Annotated in this window: 23 protein-coding genes and 1 riboswitch; of the genes, 19 read left to right on the top strand and 4 right to left on the bottom strand. The window is 71.1% G+C overall.

The window, feature by feature from the left end; all coding sequences use genetic code 11:
- The first annotated feature begins 26 nt into the window (after window positions 1–26).
- From lepB to ACZ5TL_RS18920, 8 genes are all read left to right on the top strand, one after another.
- Entirely contained in the window at window positions 27–806 is a 780-nt protein-coding gene (gene lepB, locus ACZ5TL_RS18955) for a signal peptidase I (protein ID WP_468591040.1), read from the top strand.
- Entirely contained in the window at window positions 796–1,320 is a 525-nt protein-coding gene (locus tag ACZ5TL_RS18950; protein WP_468591039.1) for an NUDIX hydrolase, read from the top strand. The genes lepB and ACZ5TL_RS18950 overlap by 11 nt, the downstream gene beginning before the upstream one ends.
- Before the next feature lie 56 nt (window positions 1,321–1,376).
- The gene (locus tag ACZ5TL_RS18945; RefSeq protein WP_003993268.1) at window positions 1,377–1,685 is read left to right on the top strand and encodes a DUF2469 domain-containing protein; all 309 of its coding nucleotides are present in this window, start codon (window positions 1,377–1,379) and stop codon (window positions 1,683–1,685) included.
- An 88-nt stretch (window positions 1,686–1,773) separates the two neighbouring features.
- On the top strand, window positions 1,774–2,136 hold the full coding sequence (locus ACZ5TL_RS18940) for a YraN family protein (protein ID WP_468591037.1): 363 nt from the start codon (window positions 1,774–1,776) through the stop codon (window positions 2,134–2,136).
- Window positions 2,137–3,762, top strand: a complete 1,626-nt coding sequence (locus ACZ5TL_RS18935; RefSeq protein ID WP_468591036.1) for a YifB family Mg chelatase-like AAA ATPase — start codon at window positions 2,137–2,139, stop codon at window positions 3,760–3,762.
- Window positions 3,759–4,916: a DNA-processing protein DprA gene (gene dprA, locus ACZ5TL_RS18930; protein ID WP_468591034.1), complete on the top strand. Its 1,158-nt coding sequence runs from the start codon at window positions 3,759–3,761 to the stop codon at window positions 4,914–4,916. Before ACZ5TL_RS18935 ends, dprA begins: the two co-directional genes overlap by 4 nt.
- Before the next feature lie 275 nt (window positions 4,917–5,191).
- On the top strand, window positions 5,192–6,037 hold the full coding sequence (gene whiG / locus ACZ5TL_RS18925) for an RNA polymerase sigma factor WhiG (RefSeq protein ID WP_468591032.1): 846 nt from the start codon (window positions 5,192–5,194) through the stop codon (window positions 6,035–6,037).
- 93 nt (window positions 6,038–6,130) lie between these two features.
- On the top strand, window positions 6,131–6,688 hold the full coding sequence (locus ACZ5TL_RS18920; RefSeq protein WP_468591235.1) for a TetR/AcrR family transcriptional regulator: 558 nt from the start codon (window positions 6,131–6,133) through the stop codon (window positions 6,686–6,688).
- A 273-nt stretch (window positions 6,689–6,961) separates the two neighbouring features.
- On the opposite strand, the gene ACZ5TL_RS18915 is transcribed toward ACZ5TL_RS18920, so the two are convergent.
- Window positions 6,962–7,540, bottom strand: coding sequence for a murein hydrolase activator EnvC family protein (locus tag ACZ5TL_RS18915; RefSeq protein WP_468591030.1), 579 nt, complete (start codon window positions 7,538–7,540; stop codon window positions 6,962–6,964).
- A 273-nt stretch (window positions 7,541–7,813) separates the two neighbouring features.
- Between ACZ5TL_RS18915 and rpsB the strand changes: the two genes are divergently transcribed.
- The 6 genes from rpsB (at window position 7,814) to ACZ5TL_RS18885 (ending at window position 13,138) form a co-directional block, all read left to right on the top strand.
- On the top strand, window positions 7,814–8,743 hold the full coding sequence (gene rpsB / locus ACZ5TL_RS18910; RefSeq protein WP_468591028.1) for a 30S ribosomal protein S2: 930 nt from the start codon (window positions 7,814–7,816) through the stop codon (window positions 8,741–8,743).
- Window positions 8,744–8,917: 174 nt separating this feature from the next.
- Complete coding sequence (gene tsf / locus ACZ5TL_RS18905) at window positions 8,918–9,754, top strand: translation elongation factor Ts (protein WP_468591027.1); 837 nt, start codon at window positions 8,918–8,920, stop codon at window positions 9,752–9,754.
- A gap of 184 nt (window positions 9,755–9,938) precedes the next feature.
- Window positions 9,939–10,697, top strand: a complete 759-nt coding sequence (pyrH, locus tag ACZ5TL_RS18900; protein WP_010044452.1) for a UMP kinase — start codon at window positions 9,939–9,941, stop codon at window positions 10,695–10,697.
- 166 nt (window positions 10,698–10,863) lie between these two features.
- The gene (gene frr, locus ACZ5TL_RS18895; RefSeq protein WP_086560067.1) at window positions 10,864–11,421 is read left to right on the top strand and encodes a ribosome recycling factor; all 558 of its coding nucleotides are present in this window, start codon (window positions 10,864–10,866) and stop codon (window positions 11,419–11,421) included.
- Window positions 11,421–12,548 carry a phosphatidate cytidylyltransferase gene (locus ACZ5TL_RS18890; protein ID WP_468591024.1) on the top strand — a complete coding sequence of 376 codons (1,128 nt, stop codon included), beginning with the start codon at window positions 11,421–11,423 and terminating at the stop codon, window positions 12,546–12,548. The genes frr and ACZ5TL_RS18890 overlap by 1 nt, the downstream gene beginning before the upstream one ends.
- 137 nt (window positions 12,549–12,685) lie before the next feature.
- Complete coding sequence (locus tag ACZ5TL_RS18885) at window positions 12,686–13,138, top strand: SRPBCC family protein (protein WP_468591023.1); 453 nt, start codon at window positions 12,686–12,688, stop codon at window positions 13,136–13,138.
- Between the two features lie 31 nt (window positions 13,139–13,169).
- On the opposite strand, the gene ACZ5TL_RS18880 is transcribed toward ACZ5TL_RS18885, so the two are convergent.
- Window positions 13,170–13,391 carry a hypothetical protein gene (locus ACZ5TL_RS18880; RefSeq protein ID WP_468591021.1) on the bottom strand — a complete coding sequence of 74 codons (222 nt, stop codon included), beginning with the start codon at window positions 13,389–13,391 and terminating at the stop codon, window positions 13,170–13,172.
- Between the two features lie 168 nt (window positions 13,392–13,559).
- Here ACZ5TL_RS18880 and rlmN point away from each other — a divergent pair, with 168 nt between their 5' ends.
- The 5 genes from rlmN (at window position 13,560) to ACZ5TL_RS18855 (ending at window position 19,467) form a co-directional block, all read left to right on the top strand.
- Complete coding sequence (gene rlmN / locus ACZ5TL_RS18875) at window positions 13,560–14,666, top strand: dual-specificity RNA methyltransferase RlmN (protein WP_468591019.1); 1,107 nt, start codon at window positions 13,560–13,562, stop codon at window positions 14,664–14,666.
- Window positions 14,667–14,713: 47 nt separating this feature from the next.
- Window positions 14,714–14,820: riboswitch (TPP riboswitch) on the top strand.
- A 79-nt stretch (window positions 14,821–14,899) separates the two neighbouring features.
- On the top strand, window positions 14,900–15,985 hold the full coding sequence (locus ACZ5TL_RS18870) for a thiamine ABC transporter substrate-binding protein (RefSeq protein ID WP_468591018.1): 1,086 nt from the start codon (window positions 14,900–14,902) through the stop codon (window positions 15,983–15,985).
- The gene (locus tag ACZ5TL_RS18865; RefSeq protein ID WP_468591017.1) at window positions 15,961–17,625 is read left to right on the top strand and encodes an ABC transporter permease; all 1,665 of its coding nucleotides are present in this window, start codon (window positions 15,961–15,963) and stop codon (window positions 17,623–17,625) included. Before ACZ5TL_RS18870 ends, ACZ5TL_RS18865 begins: the two co-directional genes overlap by 25 nt.
- The gene (locus ACZ5TL_RS18860; RefSeq protein WP_468591016.1) at window positions 17,625–18,644 is read left to right on the top strand and encodes an ABC transporter ATP-binding protein; all 1,020 of its coding nucleotides are present in this window, start codon (window positions 17,625–17,627) and stop codon (window positions 18,642–18,644) included. The genes ACZ5TL_RS18865 and ACZ5TL_RS18860 overlap by 1 nt, the downstream gene beginning before the upstream one ends.
- A 25-nt stretch (window positions 18,645–18,669) precedes the next feature.
- Window positions 18,670–19,467 carry a maleylpyruvate isomerase family mycothiol-dependent enzyme gene (locus ACZ5TL_RS18855; protein ID WP_468591015.1) on the top strand — a complete coding sequence of 266 codons (798 nt, stop codon included), beginning with the start codon at window positions 18,670–18,672 and terminating at the stop codon, window positions 19,465–19,467.
- A 58-nt stretch (window positions 19,468–19,525) separates the two neighbouring features.
- Here the strand turns inward: ACZ5TL_RS18855 and ACZ5TL_RS18850 are convergent, their stop codons facing one another.
- Together ACZ5TL_RS18850 and ACZ5TL_RS18845 are read right to left on the bottom strand one after the other, a co-directional pair.
- Window positions 19,526–20,182 carry an LAETG motif-containing sortase-dependent surface protein gene (locus ACZ5TL_RS18850; RefSeq protein ID WP_468591013.1) on the bottom strand — a complete coding sequence of 219 codons (657 nt, stop codon included), beginning with the start codon at window positions 20,180–20,182 and terminating at the stop codon, window positions 19,526–19,528.
- Between the two features lie 204 nt (window positions 20,183–20,386).
- The gene (locus ACZ5TL_RS18845) at window positions 20,387–21,508 is read right to left on the bottom strand and encodes an LOG family protein (protein WP_468591012.1); all 1,122 of its coding nucleotides are present in this window, start codon (window positions 21,506–21,508) and stop codon (window positions 20,387–20,389) included.
- Window positions 21,509–21,519 lie beyond the last annotated feature (11 nt).

Here is a 21,519-nt window from a genome sequence, read left to right as displayed (position 1 = left end):
GGTACCCCCGGGTAGGGTGCGGACCCATGGGTGGCGAGAGCATGACGCACACAACCCCGCGCAGCGGCGGGACGGGGACGGGCCCGGTGGGCAGCCGGACCGGACAGCGGTTGTCCGGGCTGGCCGTCGCACTGGGCCTCGTGCTGTTCCTCGGCGGGTTCGCCTGGGCAGCGGTGGTCTACCGGCCGTACACCGTGCCCACCGGTTCCATGACACCGACGATCGACGCGGGCGACCGGATCCTGGCGCAGCGCGTCGACGGGGACGAGGTCCGCCGGGGCGACGTCGTCGTCTTCAAGGACGCGACCTGGGCCAACGCGCCCATGGTCAAGCGCGTGGTCGCGATCGGCGGCGACACGGTCGCCTGCTGCCAGGACGGCAAGCTCAAGGTCAACGGCCAGGAGATCGATGAGACGTACCTGCCCGAGGGCACGCCGGCCGAGATGAGCAACTTCCCGGCCGTGACCGTCCCCAAGGGGCGTCTGTTCCTGCTCGGCGACGAGCGCGGAAGCTCCGTGGACTCCACCGCCCACCTGACCGACACCGCCAGCGGCACGGTGGCGCGCTCCGCCGTGGACGCCCGCGTCGACGCCGTCGTCTGGCCCATGAAGGGCATGCTGGAGCGCCCCACCGGCTTCGAGCCGCTCGGCACCCTCTCCTCGCCCGGACCGCTGCGGACGATGACCGCTTCGGTGATCGCCGGTGCCGTGCTCGTCCTGGGCGGGGGCGCCTACGGCCCGATCGCCAAGCGCGCGGGCGCGGCCCGGGCCCGCCGGGCGAGCGCGGAGACCGCAGGTGCCCGCTGAGGCCGTGCGGGCGGGCCAGGACTCCTACGAGGGCGGGCTGCGCAAGGTCGCCCGGGTCGTGCTCCTCGACCCGCGGGACCGCATCCTGCTGCTGCACGGGCACGAGCCGGACGATCCGGCCGACGACTGGTGGTTCACCCCCGGCGGCGGTGTGGAGGGCGACGAGTCCCGTGAACAGGCCGCCCTGAGGGAACTCGCCGAGGAGACGGGCATCACCGAGGTCGAGCTCGGCCCGGTGCTGTGGCGGCGCAGGTGCTCGTTCCCGTTCGCGGGGCGCCGCTGGGACCAGGACGAGTGGTACTTCCTGGCCCGCACGGACCGTACGGCGGTCGCCGCCACCGCGCTGACCGAGCTGGAACGGCGCAGTGTCGCCGGAGCGCGCTGGTGGACGTGTCCGGAACTGAGCCGGGCACATGAGACGGTGTATCCGACCAGACTCGCCGGGCTGCTGCGCACGCTGCTCGACGAAGGTCCCCCGGCCAGGCCCGTGATCCTTGACCCGGAAATCGTCTAGGGGCTCACAGGACTGGCGCACAATGGGGGGATCGCACGGCTGAAGGGGAACATGCCATGAGCGCCGAGGACCTCGAGAAGTACGAGACCGAGATGGAGCTGAAGCTCTACCGGGAGTACCGCGATGTCGTCGGTCTGTTCAAATACGTGATCGAGACCGAGCGACGCTTCTACCTGACCAATGACTACGAGATGCAGGTGCACTCGGTTCAGGGCGAGGTGTTTTTCGAGGTCTCCATGGCGGATGCATGGGTGTGGGACATGTACCGGCCAGCGCGTTTCGTGAAGCAGGTCCGGGTGCTGACGTTCAAGGACGTGAACATCGAGGAGCTGAACAAGAGCGACCTCGAGCTGCCGAGTGGGTGACGGGGTTATCCACAACCGCTGAGTCGTCCACCAAGATCCACTTCGCGGGGACGGCCGCGTGATCGTTGGCGCCGGAGGTGGTGCCGACATGAACGCACGCAGTGCGATGGGCAGGTACGGAGAGACCCTGGCGGCCCGGCGGCTGGCGGAGACCGGACTGACGGTCCTGGAGCGCAACTGGCGCTCGGGCCGGACCGGAGAGATCGACATCGTGGCCCAGGACGGGGACGTCCTGGTCGTCTGCGAGGTGAAGACCCGCAGGGAGGGCCGCTTCGAGCATCCGATGGCGGCCGTGACCCCGCAGAAGGCGGAGCGGCTGCGGAATCTCGCCGAGCGCTGGATCCACACCCACGGGGGCGCACCGCCCGGCGGGGTCCGCATCGACGTGGTCGGCGTACTGCTGCCGGCGCGGGGCGCGGCCGTGGTCGAGCATGTGCGGGGGGTGGCCTGAATGGCATTCGCCCGTACGTGTTCGGTGGCGCTGGTGGGCGTCGAGGGCGTGGTCGTCGAGGTCCAGGCCGACCTGGAGCCGGGTGTCGCGGCATTCACGCTGGTGGGGCTGCCCGACAAGAGCCTCATCGAGAGCCGGGACCGAGTGCGCGCCGCCGTCGTCAACTCGGGCGCGGCCTGGCCGCAGAAGAAGCTCACGGTCGGCCTGAGCCCGGCCTCGGTGCCGAAGTCGGGCAGCGGCTTCGACCTGGCCGTAGCGGCGGCGGTCCTCGGCGCGGCGGAGCGCATCGACCCGCGTGTTCTCTCCGACATCGTGATGATCGGGGAGCTGGGGCTCGATGGGCGGGTGCGGCCGGTGCGGGGGGTGCTGCCGGCGGTGCTGGCGGCGGCGGACGCGGGCTATGAGCAGGTCGTGGTGCCGGAGTGCGCCGCCGCCGAGGCGTCCCTCGTGCCCGGGGTGTCGGTGCTGGGCGTCCGCAGCCTGCGGCAGCTGATCGCCGTCCTCGCCGACGAACCCGTGCCCGACGAGGAACCGGACGGGCAGGGCCGCCCGGACCCGCTGCTCGCCGGTCTGCGCATGCCCGGTGCCGGCGCGGCCACGGGCATGCACAGCGTCGGCGCCGCGCAGCACGACCACGGCCACGACCTGGCGGACGTCGTCGGGCAGACCTCGGCGCGTACCGCGGTGGAGGTGGCCGCGGCGGGCGGGCATCACCTCTTCCTCGAAGGACCTCCCGGTGCCGGCAAGACGATGCTCGCGGAGCGGCTGCCGGCCATCCTGCCCCGGCTCGGCCGGCAGGATTCGCTGGAGGTCACCGCGGTGCACTCGGTGGCCGGCCTGCTGCCCGCGGGCAAGCCGCTGATCGACGTCGCCCCCTACTGCGCCCCGCACCACTCGGCCACGATGCAGGCACTCGTGGGCGGTGGCCCGGGCATCGCGCGGCCCGGTGCGGTGTCGCTGTCCCACCGAGGCGTCCTGTTCCTGGACGAGACACCGGAATTCAGCAGTCACGCCCTGGACGCCCTGCGCCAGCCGCTGGAGGCGGGGCATGTCGTGATCGCGCGCAGTTCCGGAGTCGTGCGCTTCCCGGCGAAGTTCCTGATGGTGCTCGCGGCCAACCCCTGCCCGTGCGGCCGGTTCTCGCAGCGGGACGACCTGTGCGAGTGCCCGCCCTCGGCGATCCGCCGCTACCAGGCCAGGCTCTCCGGCCCCCTGCTCGACCGCGTCGACCTGCGCGTCGAGGCGGACCGCGTCACCCGCGCCCAGCTGACCGCGTCCGGTGCCCGGGGCGAGTCCACCGCGACGGTCGCCGAGCGCGTGCGGGCGGCCCGGGAACGGGCGGCGGAGCGACTCGCCGGCACTCCCTGGCGCACGAACAGCGAGGTGCCAGGCCGCGAACTGCGCAGCCGCTGGTACGCCGTCCCCGGCGCGATGGACGAGGCCGAGCGGAACCTGGAGCGGGGCGTCCTGACCGCCCGCGGACTCGACCGCGTCCTGCGGGTGGCCTGGACCGTCGCCGATCTCGTCGGCCACGACCGGCCCGACGCGACGGACGTCGCCCTCGCGCTCCAGTTGCGCACGGGAGTGCCTCGGGGCGTCCCCATGGCCATCGGGGCGCTGACGTGAACGGCGCCGGCGAACCGGACGAGGAGCGGCTGGGCCGAGTCTTCCTCACTCGAGTCGTCGAACCCGGTGACGAGGCCGGTGGGCGTTGGGTGCGGGAACTCGGGGTCGGGGAAGTGGTGCGGCGCCTGGGGGAGGGCAAGGCGGCCCTGCCCGGGGTGAGCGGGAAGAGGTGGGCCGGACTGGTGGCCAGGGCCGGGGTCGCCCGGCCGCGGCGGGATCTGGAGGCCGCCCGGGAGGCCGGGGTGCGGTTCGTGTGCCCCGGGGACGCGGAGTGGCCGGGGCAGCTCGACGACCTGGGGGACGCCCGGCCCCTCGGCCTGTGGGTACGCGGGCGGCCCAGCCTGCGGATGTGGGCGCTGAAGTCGGTCGCCGTCGTCGGCGCCCGGGCCTGCACCGAGTACGGGGCGCACATGGCGGCCGACCTGGCCGCCGGTCTCGCGGAGCAAGCGTGGGTCGTCGTGTCCGGTGGCGCCTACGGGGTCGACGGCGCAGCCCACCGCGGTGCCCTCGGGGCCGACGGCGCCACCGTCGCCGTCCTCGCCTGCGGAGTCGACAGGCCCTACCCCCGCGGGCACACCCAGCTGATCACCAGAATCGCCGAACAGGGACTGGTCGTCGGTGAGTTGCCACCCGGCGACCACCCGACGCCGAGCCGGTTCATCCTGCGGAACCGAGTGATCGCGGCGCTCACCCGCGGCACCGTGGTCGTCGAGGCCGCCCTCCGCAGCGGCTCCCTGGTCACCGCGCGGGCGGCACAGCGCCTGGGCCGTCACACCATGGGCGTGCCGGGCCCGGCCACCAGTGGCCTGTCCGCCGGGGTGCACGAACTGCTGCGCGGCGAGGCCACCCTGGTCACCGACGCTGCGGACGTCGTCGAACTGGTCGGTGACATCGGGCAGCTCGCCCCCGACCGGCGCGGCCCCGTCCTGCCCCGTGACCTGCTCGAGCCGGCCGCCCGGCAGGTGCTGGCCGCGCTCCCGGCGTGCCGGGCGGCCGGGCCGGACGAGATCGCGCGCCGCGCACAGACCACATCGGACGACGCGATCGCGAGACTGTACGAACTCCGAGCACTCGGTTACGTCGAACGACACGACGACGGCTGGAAGTTGACACGCCAGGCGGTGATGTCGGTCCGCGACGGCCGCGGGCCGTGACGACCGTGCGTGTTCGGCCGTCCGGGGGAACCCCGACATCCCTTGGAAATGCGCCCAGTTGGGGTTCTGTGGTGATCACACCGAGCGGCCGGGAGGACCAGCCGGGAGGCCCTGATGAACGTATCTGCGCCCGCCTCGGCCTCCGTCCTTCGCGCACCGCGACACCGCAGTCACGCTACGCTCACGAGGATCCCGACACGGACAGGCAACTCGACATCGGACAGACAGCCCACCCCAGCAGCACCACTCCGCAGCAGAACGGCACAAGGCGACGAATGCCCCAGCACACCTCCGGGTCCGACCGGGCGGCGATCCCCCCAGCCGCCCGTGACGGTGGCAGCGTGCGGCCGCCCGCTCCCTCGACGCTCGACGAGCTGTGGCGGTCGTACAAGGCGACGGGGGACGAGCGGCTGCGGGAGCAGCTGATCCTGCACTACTCGCCGCTCGTGAAGTACGTCGCGGGACGCGTCAGCGTGGGCCTGCCGTCCAACGTCGAGCAGGCGGACTTCGTCTCGTCCGGGGTGTTCGGTCTCATCGACGCGATCGAGAAGTTCGACATCGACCGGGAGATCAAGTTCGAGACGTACGCGATCACCCGGATCCGCGGCGCGATGATCGACGAACTCCGGGCGCTGGACTGGATCCCCCGGTCGGTGCGGCAGAAGGCGCGCAACGTGGAGCGGGCGTACGCCACGCTGGAGGCGCGGCTGCGGCGGACGCCGTCGGAGGGCGAGGTGGCCTCCGAGATGGGCATCGCGGTCGAGGAACTCCACGCGGTGTTCAGCCAGTTGTCGCTGGCCAACGTGGTGGCCCTGGAGGACCTGCTGCACGGCGGCGGGGCCGAGGGCGGCGACGGGCTGAGCGTCATGGACACGCTGGAGGACCACGCCGCCGACAACCCGGTCGAGGTCGCCGAGGACCGGGAGCTGCGGAGGTTCCTGGCGCGGGCGATCAACACGCTGCCCGACCGGGAGAAGACCGTGGTCACGCTGTACTACTACGAGGGACTCACCCTGGCCGAGATCGGTAACGTCCTGGGCGTGACCGAGAGCCGGGTCAGTCAGATCCACACCAAGTCCGTGCTGCAGCTGAGAGCGAAACTGGCGAGCTTCGGCCGCTGACCTGGCCGGATGACGTCGGGCCGGCAGGAGGTACTCCCCTCGGGCGTGACGCGTCCGTAGAGTGTTGACGTGCCAAGGATTCGAGCGGCCTCCGTGGCCGAGCACCGGTCGATGCAGCGAGCCGCCCTGCTGGACGCGGCTCGTTCCTTGTTGTCCGAGGGCGGTACGGAGGCGCTGACCTTCCCGGCCCTCGCCGAGCGGACGGGCCTCGCGCGGTCGAGCGTCTACGAGTACTTCCGGTCCCGGGCTGCCGTGGTCGAGGAGCTGTGCGAGGTCGACTTCCCGGTCTGGGCGGCCGAGGTGTCGGCGGCGATGGAGCGGACGCGGACGGCCGAGGGCAAGATCGAGGCGTATGTGCGGCAGCAGCTGGAGCTGGTCGGGGACCGGCGGCACCGGGCCGTGGTCGCGATCTCGGCGAGCGAACTGGACGTGGGCGCCCGGGAGAAGATCCGGGCGGCGCACGGCGGGCTGGTCGCGATGATCGTAGAGGCCCTCGCGGAGATGGGGCATGAACAGCCCCGGCTCGCGGCGATGCTGGTGCAGGGGGTCGTGGACGCGGCCGTGCGGAGGATCGAGCTGGGGGCGGCGGAGGAGCCGGGCGCGATCACCGAGGCGGCCGTCCGTATGGCCCTGCGGGGTGCACGAGGCTGACTGCCGGGGCGCCCGCCCCGAGTTCTCGGCTTCGCTCGGACAGGGCTCCCGTCGCCCGAGCGGCACGGCCGCCCGGGGCCAGGGGCCTTCTGACGGATCTCCGTCGGAGAAGGACGGCGTCCGGTGCGTGCTCTCGGTTTGCCGCGCGGAAACCCTCGTACTGGGCGTACTTGGGCTTTCGCGCCGTGCGGCGAGTGGGGGTCCCCCTGCTCGAAGAGGAGCTCGGGGGGCGTGCCCGGCGTCATGACGCCGGGGAGATCCGTCAGAAGGGTCTCAGGAAACCCCATGGACCGGCAGGAGGCGCGACGGCCCCCTGTGGAGCAGCCACGGTGGCAGCAGGGACAGGGGGCTCAGATAGGTCTCGCCCCTGAGCAGCCCCCAGTGCACGCAGGTGGTCCCGCAGTGTGAGCCCGTGGCGTCCGCCGTGCCGATCACCTCGCCGGGTGTGACCTCCTCGCCCTCTTCCACCGCCGCCGTCACCGGCTCGTACGTCGTGCGCAGCGGTGGTTCGCCCGTCCCTGCCAGCTCCACCGAGACGACCCCCTTGCCGGCCACCCGGCCCGCGAACGACACCCGGCCCGCCGCCACCGCCCGCACCGGGGCCCCCGGCACCGCCGTCAGGTCCACACCGCGGTGGCCCGGGCCGTAGGCCGTCGCCGGGGGCTCCCAGCCGCGCAGGACCCGGGGGCGTGAGCCGACGGGCCAGGTGCGGCCGACCGCCGGCACGGTGACGTCCGCGACCGGTGCGTTCGCCGCGAACAGGGGCGGCGGCGGGGCCAGCAGGACGGCCGCCGTCATGACCAGCAGCAGGACCAGGCGCGCACCACCACGTACACATCGCTTCACTCGCATGGGGAAAAGCGTCCCGGAGCGCGGCCGGCACCGCCCGGGGCTGTGGACCGGCCACCGGTTGTGGACAACGGCGTCACCCGGTGCCCCGCGGGTCCCGTACACTTCTGGTGGCGATCCGGGTCACCGGGTCGACTTCGCACGCCCCGATACGCACCCCGGCAACGGGCCGTATCAGCGCCCCTCGGTCCCTCGTGGCACGGCGCGCAGTGGGCGTCAGGCGCGGAAGCCGTCCGGCATCCGCGGCACAACCGAGAAAATCAAGGAGATACGGCCATGGCCGTCGTCACGATGCGGGAGCTGCTGGAGAGCGGCGTCCACTTCGGTCACCAGACCCGTCGCTGGAACCCGAAGATGAAGCGCTTCATCTTCACCGAGCGCAACGGCATCTACATCATCGACCTGCTCCAGTCGCTGTCGTACATCGACCGCGCCTACGAGTTCGTCAAGGAGACCGTCGCCCACGGCGGCACGGTCATGTTCGTCGGCACGAAGAAGCAGGCGCAGGAGGCCATCGCCGAGCAGGCCACCCGCGTCGGCATGCCCTACGTCAACCAGCGCTGGCTGGGCGGCATGCTCACCAACTTCTCGACCGTCTACAAGCGTCTGCAGCGCCTCAAGGAGCTCGAGCAGATCGACTTCGAGGACGTCGCCGCGTCCGGTCTGACCAAGAAGGAGCTTCTCGTGCTCTCGCGCGAGAAGGCCAAGCTGGAGAAGACCCTCGGCGGTATCCGCGAGATGCAGAAGGTGCCCAGCGCCGTCTGGATCGTGGACACCAAGAAGGAGCACATCGCCGTTGGTGAGGCGCGGAAGCTGAACATTCCGGTCGTCGCGATCCTCGACACCAACTGCGACCCCGACGAGGTCGACTACAAGATCCCGGGCAACGACGACGCGATCCGCTCCGTCACCCTGCTCACCCGCGTCATCGCCGACGCCGTCGCCGAGGGCCTCATCGCCCGCAGCGGTGTCGCCACCGAGGGCAAGGGCGAGAAGGCCGCGGGCGAGCCGCTCGCCGAGTGGGAGCGTGACCTGCTCGAGGGCGAGAAGAAGGCCGACGAGGCCGCCCCCGCCGCCGAGGCCGCTCCGGCCGTCGAGGCCGCTCCGGCCGCTGAGGCTCCGGCTGCCGAGGCCGCCCCCGCCGCCGAGGCTGAGGCCGAGAAGCCGGTCGAGGGCGAGAAGCCGGCCGAGGCCGAGCAGGCCTGACCCGTCAGTCCGAGGTGACGGCGGGAGCGGTACGGCAGCCAGCAGCGCCTCCGGCGCGGTGAAGTCCGCTCCCGCCGTTCATCCGTAGGTCAGCGGAAGGACAGTGCCCCCGACTCCATGGGGCACATCCGCAGATCGTCGATCTTCCAGACTTCGAGAGAGATTCACAGACTCATGGCGAACTACACCGCCGCCGACGTCAAGAAGCTCCGTGAGCTCACGGGCGCCGGCATGATGGACTGCAAGAAGGCGCTGGACGAGGCCGAGGGCAACGTCGAGAAGGCCGTCGAGGCGCTCCGCATCAAGGGCCAGAAGGGCGTCGCCAAGCGCGAGGGCCGCTCCGCCGAGAACGGTGCCGTCGTCTCGATCATCGCCGACGACAACTCCTCCGGTGTCCTGGTCGAGCTGAAGTGCGAGACGGACTTCGTCGCCAAGGGTGACAAGTTCCAGGCCGTGGCCAACACCATCGCCGAGCACGTCGCCAAGACCTCCCCGGCCGACCTCGAGGCCCTGCTCGCCTCCGAGATCGAGGCCGGCAAGACCGTCCAGGCGTTCGTGGACGAGGCCAACGCCAACCTCGGCGAGAAGATCGTCCTGGACCGCTTCGCGCAGTTCGCCGACGGCTACGTGACGGCGTACATGCACCGCACGATGCCCGACCTGCCCCCGCAGATCGGCGTCCTCGTCGAGCTGGACAAGCCGAACGCGGAGATCGCCAAGGGCGTCGCCCAGCACATCGCCGCCTTCGCGCCGAAGTACCTCTCCAAGGAGGACGTGCCGGCCGAGGTCGTCGAGTCCGAGCGCCGCGTCGCCGAGGAGACCACCCGCGCCGAGGGCAAGCCCGAGGCCGCCCTGCCGAAGATCGTCGAGGGTCGCCTCAACGGCTTCTTCAAGGACGCCACGCTGCTCGGCCAGCCGTACGCGCTCGACAACAAGAAGTCCGTCCAGAAGATCCTGGACGAGGCCGGTGTCACCCTGAAGCGCTTCACGCGCATCAAGGTCGGCATCTGAGTCCGTACCGCGATCGGCGCGCGACCCCGATAGGGTCGACAGCAGTCGTCCGGGTGCGCCGTCACAGGGGTGGCGGGCGACAGCAGATCTGACGAGGAGGCCATTGCCGTATGGGATGCGAAACACGCCCCGCCGGCAGTGGCCTCCTTCGTATGTGCAACAGGTGAAAGAGGCGGGATCCCCCATGACCACCAAGGCCCAGAAGAGCGACGACGGCAAAGTGCGCGGCCGGTTTCTGCTGAAGCTGTCCGGAGAGGCCTTCTCCGGCGGTGGGGGCCTGGGCGTCGACCCCGACGTGGTGCACAAGATCGCCCGCGAGATCGCGGCCGTCGTGCGCGACGGTGCGCAGATCGCGGTCGTCATCGGCGGCGGCAACTTCTTCCGCGGTGCCGAACTCCAGCAGCGCGGCATGGACCGGGCCCGCTCCGACTACATGGGCATGCTCGGTACCGTCATGAACTGCCTCGCCCTCCAGGACTTCCTGGAGAAGGTGGGCGTGGACTGCCGGGTGCAGACCGCCATCACCATGGGCCAGGTCGCCGAGCCGTACATCCCGCTGCGCGCCGTACGGCACCTGGAGAAGGGCCGCGTGGTCATCTTCGGCGCCGGGATGGGCATGCCGTACTTCTCCACCGACACCACCGCCGCCCAGCGCGCCCTGGAGATCGACGCCGAGGCGCTGCTCATGGGCAAGAACGGCGTGGACGGGGTCTACGACTCCGACCCGAAGACCAACCCGGACGCCGTGAAGTTCGACCACCTCGGCTACGGCGAGGTCATCACCCGCGACCTCAAGGTCGCCGACGCCACGGCCGTGACGCTGTGCCGCGACAACAAGCTCCCGATCGTGGTCTTCGAGCTGCTGGCGGAGGGCAACATCGGACGCGCCGTCAAGGGTGAGAAGATCGGCACGCTGGTGGGGGACCCCGGCAGCCGGGACTGACACCCCGGGAACAACCCCGTCCGGGGGACGGACGGGACGGAGCCGGGCCGGGGGATGGACAATGTCCCGCCGGTCGGGAACCGTGCAGGAAGAAGACGCGACGCAGCCGGCCGCCGCCCCACATGGAACCGCAGCCGGGCCTACTCAAGACACGCAGGAGCAAGTGGTGATCGAAGAGACCCTCCTCGAGGCCGAGGAGAAGATGGAGAAGGCCGTCGTGGTCGCCAAGGAGGACTTCGCCGCGATCCGCACCGGCCGTGCGCACCCGGCGATGTTCAACAAGATCGTGGCCGACTACTACGGCGCGCCGACCCCGATCAACCAGCTGGCCTCGTTCTCGGTGCCCGAGCCGCGCATGGCCGTGGTGACCCCGTTCGACAAGAGCGCCCTGCGCAACATCGAGCAGGCCATCCGCGACTCCGACCTGGGCGTCAACCCGAGCAACGACGGCAACATCATCCGGGTGGTGTTCCCCGAGCTGACCGAGGAGCGCCGCCGCGAGTACATCAAGGTCGCCAAGAGCAAGGGTGAGGACGCCAAGGTCTCCATCCGCTCCGTGCGCCGCAAGGCCAAGGATGCCATCGACAAGCTGATCAAGGACGGCGAGGTCGGCGAGGACGAGGGCCGCCGTGCGGAGAAGGAGCTCGACGACACGACGTCGAAGTACGTCGCGCAGGTGGACGAGCTCCTGAAGCACAAGGAAGCGGAACTGCTCGAGGTCTGATGAACGACTCTTCCTGGGGGGCGCCGCCACAGGCCGGGTACTGGGGGCCCACCGACCAAGGGCAGGGCCACGGCCCCGTCCGGAGCCCCGGCCAGGGGCACGTCCCGGGGGCCGCTCCGGCGGGCCCCGCATACGATGCGTATGAAGCGCCTCAGACTCGCCCCATGCCCGTCGTGCCCGACATGCCCGACTTCGGCGGAAACCAGGATGGCGACCGGGGGGCCGCTCGGCTGAGCGGCCCCCCGGTCCGAAACGACACGAATCCGGAGCCCATGCCCGACGCCTCGCAGCCGGCCCCCAAGCCGCAGAAGAAGAGCGCGGGGCGCGACCTGAGCGCCGCGATAGGGGTCGGCGTCGGGCTCGGCGCGGTGATCGTCGCGTCGCTGTTCGTCGTCAAGGCCGTCTTCGTCGGTGTCGTCGCGGTCGCCGTCGTGGTGGGCCTGTGGGAGCTGACCAAGCGGCTGGAGGAGCGCAGGGGCATCCGGGCGCCGCTCGTGCCGCTCGCGCTCGGCGGTGCCGCGATGGTCGTCGCCGGGTACGTCCGGGGCGCCGAGGGTGCCTGGGTCGCCATGGCGCTCACCGCGCTGGCCGTGCTCGTCTGGCGCATGACGGAACCGCCCGAGAACTACCTCAGGGACGTCACCGCGGGCGTCTTCGCGACGTTCTACGTGCCGTTCCTCGCGACGTTCGTCGCGATGATGCTGACCGCGGACGACGGGCCGCAGCGGGTGCTCACCTTCCTGCTGCTCACGGTCGTCAGCGACACGGGTGCCTACGCCGTCGGCTGGCGGTTCGGCCGGCACAAGCTCGCGCCGCGCATCAGCCCCGGCAAGACCCGCGAGGGCCTCGCCGGCGCGATCGCCTTCGCCATGGTCGTGGGGGCGCTGTGCATGCAGTTCCTCATCGACGACGGTGCCTGGTGGCAGGGTCTGGTGCTCGGTCTCGCGGTCGCGGTCAGCGCCACGCTCGGTGACCTCGGCGAGTCCATGATCAAGCGGGACCTCGGCATCAAGGACATGGGCACGCTGCTGCCCGGTCACGGCGGCATCATGGACCGCCTGGACTCGCTGCTGCCCACGGCTCCGGTGGTGTGGCTGCTGCTCGTGCTCTTCGTCGGGTCCGGCTGAGCCGGGCCAGTCATCGTCAGTGAGCTCTCGTCCGGCCGGGCGGGAGCTCACTGGCGTATCGAGCGGCGTCTCGTACCGAGCGGCGACGCGGGGCGGGAAGTGGGACGATGCAGAGGTACCTCCCGAAGGAGGCCGTCATGACCACCATCCGACAGACCATCGATGTGGACCGCCGCCCCGAGGACGTCTACGACTACGTCATGGACACCTCCCGCCTGCCGGAGTGGCAGCTGAGCGCCGTGTCCGCGGAGCGTCTCGACGAGGGCCCCGTCCGCGTCGGCACCCGCGTCAGGGTCACCCGCCACGTCGGCAGCCGCCGGGTGATGCCGATGACCATGGAGGTCACCGAGTACGACCCGCCGCACAGCTGGGCGATGCGCGGCGTCGACGGTCCCGTCCGGGCCACGGTGCACGGCGAGGTCGAGCCGTTCGACGAGGGGCGTCGCTCCCACGTCACGATCGACATCGACTTCGAGGGCCACGGCATGGGCAAGGTCCTCGTCCCGCTCGTCGTGCGCCCCCAGGTCCGCAAGGAACTCCCGCGCAACGAGCAGCTCCTCAAGGACCGGCTGGAACACACGGGCGGCTAGGGCCCTTCAACGGCTGCAGGGCAGACCCTGATCACGCGAACGGCGACAGACCCTTGTCCTCCAGGTGAGCGAGCAACGAGTCAAGGCATGCGTCTGCCGTCGCCAGGTCAGCACGGAAGAACGAGTCCTCGCCGAGCGGCCCACCGCTGACGATGACCATCCATGCCTTCCTCCGCTCGGCCATGCGGTCACCGTCGGCCTTGAAGACGGTCGTGACCCCGCGCTCGGCGAGCCACTCCATGAGCTCGAGCATGTCCACTCGCACCCCTCCGGAGCGATCATCCCACCCCCGGAGCACGCGCTCCCGGGCCGTCCCCGGGCCGTGCGAGGCCGACCGGCGACGACCCGCCACCCACGGGTGACCGCCCCCACCCGGCTCTGGCCTGGGCCGCCGGAGTTGATCTGCCACACTGGACGGGTTATGCCTGCACCCGGAGAACTCACATTCGTCGCCCCGCGCGGAGCCAAGAAGCCGCCGCGGCATCTCGCCGACCTCACTCCTGCCGAGCGCAAGGAGGCCGTTGCCGCGGTCGGGGAGAAGCCGTTCCGTGCCAAGCAGCTCTCGCAGCACTACTTCGCGCGGTACGCGCATGATCCGGAGCAGTGGACCGACATCCCGTCCGCCTCCCGCGGCCGGCTGCGGGAGGCGCTGCTGCCCGAGCTGATGACCGTCGTGCGGCATCTGTCGACCGACCAGGGCACCACGCGCAAGACGCTGTGGCGGCTGTTCGACGGGACGCTCGTCGAGTCCGTGCTGATGCGCTACCCGGACCGGGTCACCATGTGCATCAGCTCGCAGGCCGGCTGCGGGATGAACTGCCCGTTCTGCGCGACCGGGCAGGCGGGGCTGGACCGGAACCTGTCCACCGCCGAGATCGTCCACCAGATCGTGGACGGGATGCGGGCCCTCAGGGACGGGGAGGTCCCGGGCGGTCCGGCGCGGCTCAGCAACATCGTGTTCATGGGCATGGGCGAGCCGCTCGCGAACTACAACCGGGTCACCGGCGCCATCCGGCGGCTCACCGACCCCGAGCCCGACGGTGTCGGACTCTCGCAGCGCGGTATCACCGTCTCGACGGTCGGGCTCGTCCCGGCCATCCACCGGTTCGCCGACGAGGGCTTCAAATGCCGCCTCGCCATCTCGCTGCACGCCCCCGACGACGAGCTGCGCGACACCCTCGTGCCCGTGAACACGCGGTGGAAGGTCCGGGAGGTGCTGGACGCCGGCTTCGAGTACAGCGCCAAGTCCGGGCGTCGGCTGTCCATCGAGTACGCGCTGATCCGCGACATCAACGACCAGGCGTGGCGTGGTGACCGGCTGGGCCGGATGCTCAAGGGCCGGCCCGTGCACGTCAACCTGATCCCGCTGAACCCGACGCCCGGCTCCAAGTGGACCGCCTCGCGGCCCGAGGACGAGAAGGCGTTCGTGGCGGCCATCGCCGCGCACGGTGTGCCGGTGACCGTCCGGGACACCCGTGGTCAGGAGATCGACGGGGCGTGTGGTCAGCTCGCGGCCACCGAACGGTAGTGTGGCGGCCGTAAGCACATCTTCATGTTCGACTCTTCGACACCTGCATATTCCGACAGGGGAGCGCCACAGCGCTGAGAGTGCGGCACAGGGCCGCAGACCCTCCGAACCTGGCCCAGGTCATTCTGGGTAGGGAGATCGGTCATCACTCGAGCTGTTGCGCCCTGCCCGGGACCCCCGACAAGTCCCGGGCGGGGCCGCGTCTTCTCCTGGTCACCCCCAGGAGGAATCCAGTGAGCAACAACATCAAGCGGCTGACGGCGGTGGCCGTCGGGCTCGGCCTGGCCGGCACACTCGCCGCGTGCGGCTCGTCCGGCGGCGGTCAGGGGTCCGGCGACTCAACGACCGTGACCCTCGTCAGCCACGACTCGTGGGCCGCGTCCGAGGACGTCATCGCGGCCTTCGAGAAGCAGTCCGGTTACCAGGTCGAGGTCCTCAAGGACGGCGACGCCGGGCAGGCCGTGAACAAGGCCATCCTGACCAAGGACAACCCGCAGGGCGACGTCTTCTTCGGCGTCGACAACACGCTGCTGTCCCGCGCCCTCGACAACGGCCTGTTCCAGCCGTACGAGGCGAAGGGCTCCGACACGATCCTGCCGGAGTACCGCGTCGACCAGGACAAGCACCGGGTCACACCCGTCGACACCGGCGACGTCTGCGTCAACTACGACAAGAAGTACTTCGCCGACCGCAAGCTCGACCCGCCGCGGAGCTTCGACGATCTCGTCAAGCCCGCGTACAAGAACCTGCTCGTCACCGAGAACGCCTCCACCTCCTCTCCCGGCCTCGGCTTCCTGCTCGGCACCGTCGCGAAGTACGGCGACGCCGGATGGGAGGGCTACTGGATGAAGCTCAAGGCCAACGGCGTGAAGGTCGTCGACGGCTGGGAGCAGGCCTACAACCAGGAGTTCTCCGGCTCAAGCAGCGGCAGGAAGGCCAAGGGCGACCGGCCGCTCGTCGTGTCGTACGCCTCCTCGCCGCCCGCCGAGGTGATCTACGCCGACCCGAAGCCGAGCACGGCCCCGACCGGCGTCGCCGAGGGCACCTGCTTCCGGCAGGTCGAGTACGCAGGGCTGCTCAGCAACGCGAGGAACACCGAGGGCGGCAAGGCGTTCCTCGACTTCCTGCTCAGCAAGGAGTTCCAGGAGGACGTGCCGCTCAACATGTTCGTCCACCCGGTGCGCGAGGGCGCCCAACTGCCTCCGGAGTTCACGAAGTACGGGCCGCAGGCCGAGGACCCGGAGACCATGGACCCGGCGAAGATCGCCGACCACCGTGACCAGTGGGTCAAGTCGTGGACCTCACTCGTACTGAAGTAGGTGTCCGGAAGCGGGGCGCGGCGGCGCGGTTCGGTCTGCTGGCCGTGCCCGTCGCGTTCTTCGCGGTCTTCTTCGCCTACCCCGTCACCGCGATCGTCGCGCGCGGTCTCAAGGCCGACGGGGCCTGGCACCTCGGGCGGATCGGGGAGGTGCTGGCCCAGTCCGGCATCCGCCACGTCCTGTGGTTCACCACCTGGCAGGCGCTCGTCTCCACCGCGCTCACGCTGCTGGTCGCGCTCCCCGGCGCGTACGTCTTCGCGCGCTTCGACTTCCCGGGCAGGCAGGTGCTGCGGGCGGTGGTGACCGTGCCGTTCGTGCTGCCGACGGTCGTCGTCGGCACGGCGTTCCTGGCGCTGGTCGGGCGCGGTGGGCTGCTCGACGAGCTGTGGGGCGTACGGCTGGACACCACCGTGTGGGCGATCCTGCTCGCGCACGTCTTCTTCAACTACGCGGTGGTCGTAAGGACCGTCGGCGGGCTGTGGGCCCAGCTCGACCCCCGGCAGGAGGAGGCCGCGCGGATGCTCGGCGCGTCCCCTCTGAAGGCCTGGCGGCAGGTGACCCTGCCGGCCCTCGGACCTGCCGTGTCCGCCGCCGCGCTCATGGTCTTCCTGTTCACCTTCACCTCCTTCGGTGTCGTCCAGATCCTCGGCGGCCCCACCTTCTCGACCCTGGAGGTGGAGATCTACCGGCAGACGTCCGAGATCTTCGACCTGTCCACGGCGGCCGTGCTGACGCTGATTCAGTTCGTCGCGGTGGGGGCGGTCCTCGCGCTGCACGCCTGGACCGTGCGGCGGCGGGAGACCGCGCTGCGGCTGGTGGACGCGTCCGTGACCGCGCGCCGGCCGCGCGGTGCGGGGCAGTGGGCGCTGCTGGGCGGGGTGCTCGTCACCGTCGTCGTGCTGCTCGTGCTGCCGCTGGCCGTGCTGGTGCAGCGGTCGCTGGACGCACCGGGCTTCGGCTACTACCGGGCGCTGACCAGCGACGACGGGGGAGTGTTCCTGGTCCCGCCGATCGAGGCGATCGGCAACTCCCTGTCGTACGCGGTCGCCGCCACGGCCATCGCCGTGGTGATCGGCGGTCTCGCCGCTGCCGCGCTCACCCGCCGGGACGTCGGGCGGTTCGTGCGCGGCTTCGATGCGCTGCTGATGCTGCCGCTCGGGGTGTCCGCGGTGACCGTCGGCTTCGGGTTTCTGATCGCGCTGGACGAGCCGCCGCTGGATCTGCGGTCCTCGTGGATCCTGGTGCCGCTCGCGCAGGCGCTGGTCGGGGTGCCGTTCGTCGTGCGGACCATGCTGCCCGTGCTGCGGGCGGTGGACGTGCGGCTGCGGGAGGCGGCCTCGGTGCTGGGAGCCTCGCCCTGGCGGGTGTGGCGGGAGGTGGACCTGCCGTTGGTGCGGCGGGCGCTGCTGATCGCGGCCGGGTTCGCCTTCGCGGTGTCGCTCGGTGAGTTCGGGGCGACGGTGTTCATCGCGCGACCCGACAACCCCACGCTGCCGGTGGCCGTGGCACGGCTGCTGGGGCGGCCCGGGGATCTCAACTACGGGCAGGCGATGGCCCTGTCGACGATTCTGATGGTGGTGTGCGCCGTGGCCCTGCTGGTGCTGGAGAGGCTCCGCACGGACCGGACGGGGGAGTTCTGATGCTGCTGGCCCTGGAGGGTGCGACGGTCCGTTTCGGCGGGCGGGCCGTGCTGGACGCCGTCGATCTGGAGGTCGCCGAGCACCAGATCGTGTGCGTGCTCGGGCCGAGCGGCAGCGGCAAGTCGACCCTGTTGCGGGCGGTGGCCGGGCTGCAGCCGCTCGACTCCGGGCGGGTGGCGCTCGACGGACGCGACCAGGCGGGCGTGCCCGCGCACCAGAGGGGCGTCGGGCTGATGTTCCAGGACCACCAGCTGTTCCCGCAGCGGGACGTGGGCGGCAATGTCGCCTTCGGGCTGCGGACGCGTGGCGCAACCAAGCGTCAACAGGCCGAGCGCGTCCGGGAGTTGCTGGACCTCGTGGGCCTGCCCGGTGCGCAGCGCCGGGCCGTCGCGGCGCTGTCCGGCGGGGAGCAGCAGCGGGTGGCGCTCGCCCGGGCCCTGGCACCGAGCCCCCGGCTGCTGATGCTGGACGAGCCGCTGGGTCAGCTGGACCGGTCGCTGCGGGAGCGGCTGGTCGTCGAACTGAGGGAACTGTTCGCCCGGTTGGGCACGACCGTACTCGCCGTGACGCACGACCAGGGGGAGGCCTTCGCGCTGGCCGACCGGGTCGTGGTGATGCGGGACGGGCGGATCGCCCAGTCCGGTACGCCCCTTGAGGTGTGGCAGCGGCCCGCCGATGCGTTCGTGGCCCGCTTCCTCGGCTTCGAGAACGTTGTCGAGGCGACGGTCGGGGCGGAGGCCGCGGACACGCCGTGGGGCAAGGTGCCGGTGCCGGAAGGAGCCCCGCAGGGCACGCACACCCTGCTGGTCCGGCCCGCCGGCGTGCTCCTGGTGCCCGCCGGGACGGGCCTGCGCTGCACGGTGACCGCCCGCACCTTCAAGGGCACCCACGTCGCCGTCCGTCTTCAGCCTCCGGACGCACCGCGCCTGGAGGCGGCCTGCGCGCTGCGGGCGGCGCCGGAGGTCGGGGACGAGGTCGGTGTGGAGTTCGACGCGGCCGAAATCGTGGTGCTCGACTGATCGTCCGCCGCCTAAGGTGCGGGGCATGACGCTGCTCGAACATGACCGCTACTGCGACGAAATCTTCCACCAGGTCGCTCAGTTGAGAACCGTGGTGACGTCCGGTGCCGATCTGTCCGCCACCGTGCCGACCTGCCCGGACTGGTCGCTGGAGGATCTGGTCCGGCACCTGGGCGGTGCCCTGCGCTGGGTGGAGTTCATCGTGCGGACCCGGGCCCAGAAGGAGGTGCCCGAGGAGCGGGTGCCGGACTTCGCCGGACCCGGGGCCCGGGGTGACGCCGCCGCACTGGACGCGTGGCTCGCGGAGAGCGGCGAGCAGGTCGTCGCAGCGCTGCGGGAGGCGGGGCCGGACACGAAGGTGTGGAGCTGGGCGGGGATCCCCGACTCCGGGTTCTGGGCCCGCCGGGTGACGCACGAGATCACCGTGCACCGCGCGGACGCCACCCTCGCCGCGGGACTGCCGTACGAGGTCGCGCCCGAGGTGGCCGCCGACGCGATCGACGAGTGGCTCCAGATCGTGGCGTACGTACAGCGGACGGACCCGGACGACACGGTGAGCGAACTGCGCGGCCCGGCCCGCAGCATCCATCTGCACGCCACCGACACCGGTCCCGGCCTGAATGCCGAGTGGCTCGTCGAACTCACCGAGGACGGTGTCACCTGGCGCCGTGGCCACGAGAAGGCCACCGTCGCCCTGCGCGGACCCCTCACCTCCGTGCTGCTCGCGTTCTACCGCCGGCTGCCCCTGGACGCCGGGGAGCTGGAAGTGCTCGGTGACCGGGAGCTGCTGGAGTTCTGGCTGCGGCGGGCGACGTTCGGGTGAGACGGGACGTGGCCCGCCCCCGGATCAGGGGCGGGCCACATCGCGGGGTGCGGACTCGTCAGCTGTCGGCCTTGGCCCCGCGGCGGCGCATGCCGAAGAACACCGCGCCGCCCCCGACGACGACCAGGGCAGCCGCGACGCCGGCGATGATGCCGGTGCTCGAGTTGGCTCCGGTCTCGGCGAGGTTGGAGTCACCGGCCGGAGCGGGCGCGTTGGCCGCCGGCGAGGTGCTCTGGCTCTCCGACGGCGTCGGAGCCGGGGTCTCGGTCTCCTCGGCGGGCTTGGACGGGGAGGCCGACGGGGTCGGCGTGGCCGGCGGAGTCGAAGCCGGGGGCTTCTCCTCCTCCTTCTTGCAGGCCGTGGCCGGGGTGACGAGGTTCGGCTTGATGTCCTCGTCGACGTACGGAATGGCCTTGACGTGGATGCGGTACTCGGCGTTCGGCTTCCAGTCCTCGGCGAAGGTGATGGTGGTGCCCTCGCGCGAGCCCCTGACCACCTGCTCACCGACCTTCTTCACGTCGGCGCCGTTGTTCTCCAGGTACACGGTGACCGTGGCCGGGACGCCGGCCGGGTCCACGTCGGTGACGGTGATGACGCCCTTGTCACCATCGCACTTCGCCTCGGCGGAGAACTCGTTGATGTTGCAGGCGAGCGCGTTGCCCGCGGCGCCGAGCGCGAGCGCGGCCGAGGCGGAGACGACACCGAGGATCCGCACGGAACGTGCGACGGTACGACGCGAGGCCGTACGGGGTGATACGGACAGAACTGCCACGTTTGTCCTTTACGGGATGCGTAAATGCGGGGGGCTGAGGCAGTGTTGACGGGACATCAGCACTACCAGGAGACTCACAGGTCTATAAGTGCGGCATAAGTAGTGTCAACGCATATGCAGGATGCAAGCACTTGCTTTGCCAGCTTATTAACCGCCGAGACGTTTCAACGCCTCCGGCGCCTCCTCGATCCGCTCCACCAGCGCGATGCGCGCCTCCATGGAACGCCCCTCGGCGAGTGAACGGAGCAGGGGCCAGGCAGGCAGCCGCTCCGTCCAGTGCGCGCGGTTCACGAGCACCATGGGCGTCGGCTCGCCGCGCGACTCGTAGTAGTTCGGCGTCGCGTTGTCGAAGATCTCCTGCAGCGTCCCGGCGGCGCCCGGCAGGAACACCACACCCGCGCCCGACCGGGCCAGCAGGCCGTCCTCGCGGGTGGCGTTGGCGAAGTACTTGGCGATGTGGGAGGCGAACGCGTTCGGCGGCTCGTGGCCGTAGAACCAGGTCGGGATGCCGACGGAACGCCCGCCCCGGGGCCAGCGGGCGCGTATCTCGAAGGCGGCTGCCGCCCATGGCGTGATCGACGGGGTGAAGCGCGGTGTTCTGCCGAGCAGTTCCAGCGCCTCGGTGAGCATCTCGTCACCGAACGGGGCGGCGTACGCGCCGAAGTTGGCCGCCTCCATCGCGCCGGGGCCACCGCCGGTGGCGACCGTGAAACCGGCCCGGGTCAGTTCCCGGCCGAGGCGTGCGGCGCCCGCGTACTCCTCCGTGCCGCGGGCCATCGCGTGGCCGCCCATCACGCCCACCACCCGGGCACCGGACAGGAGTTCGTCGAGCGCGTCCGAGACGGAGTCGTCGTGGACCGCGCGCAGCAGGGACGCGTAGATGTCCCGGTCCGCCTTGGTGCGCTGGAACCAGGCGTAGGCGAGGGCGTCGGGCGTGGCCTCGTAGCCGTCGGCCAGGGACGCGAACAACTCGTCGGGCGAGTAGAGCAGGCCGCGGTACGGGTCGAACGGCAGGTCCGGGACCGGCGGGAAGACCAGGGCGCCGTCGCCGCGGATCTTCGCGGCCGCGTCCTCGCGCATCGCGCAGCCGAGGAAGACCGCGCCCGACGTGTCCGTGGTGAGCAACTCGCGCGTGCGGTCCGTCAGATCGACGGCCTGGACACGGTGTCCGGCGAGCGTGCCGCGCGCCGAGACGGTCGCGTCGAACTCCTCGAGGGTCTCTATCTCACGGTCGTCATGGTGGGCCGCGTGGGCGGGCATCGTCTGCACCCGCCCATGCT

This window comes from Streptomyces sp. NPDC033136, from assembly GCF_055578235.1.
This window is presented reverse-complemented; position numbering and strand designations above follow the sequence as displayed.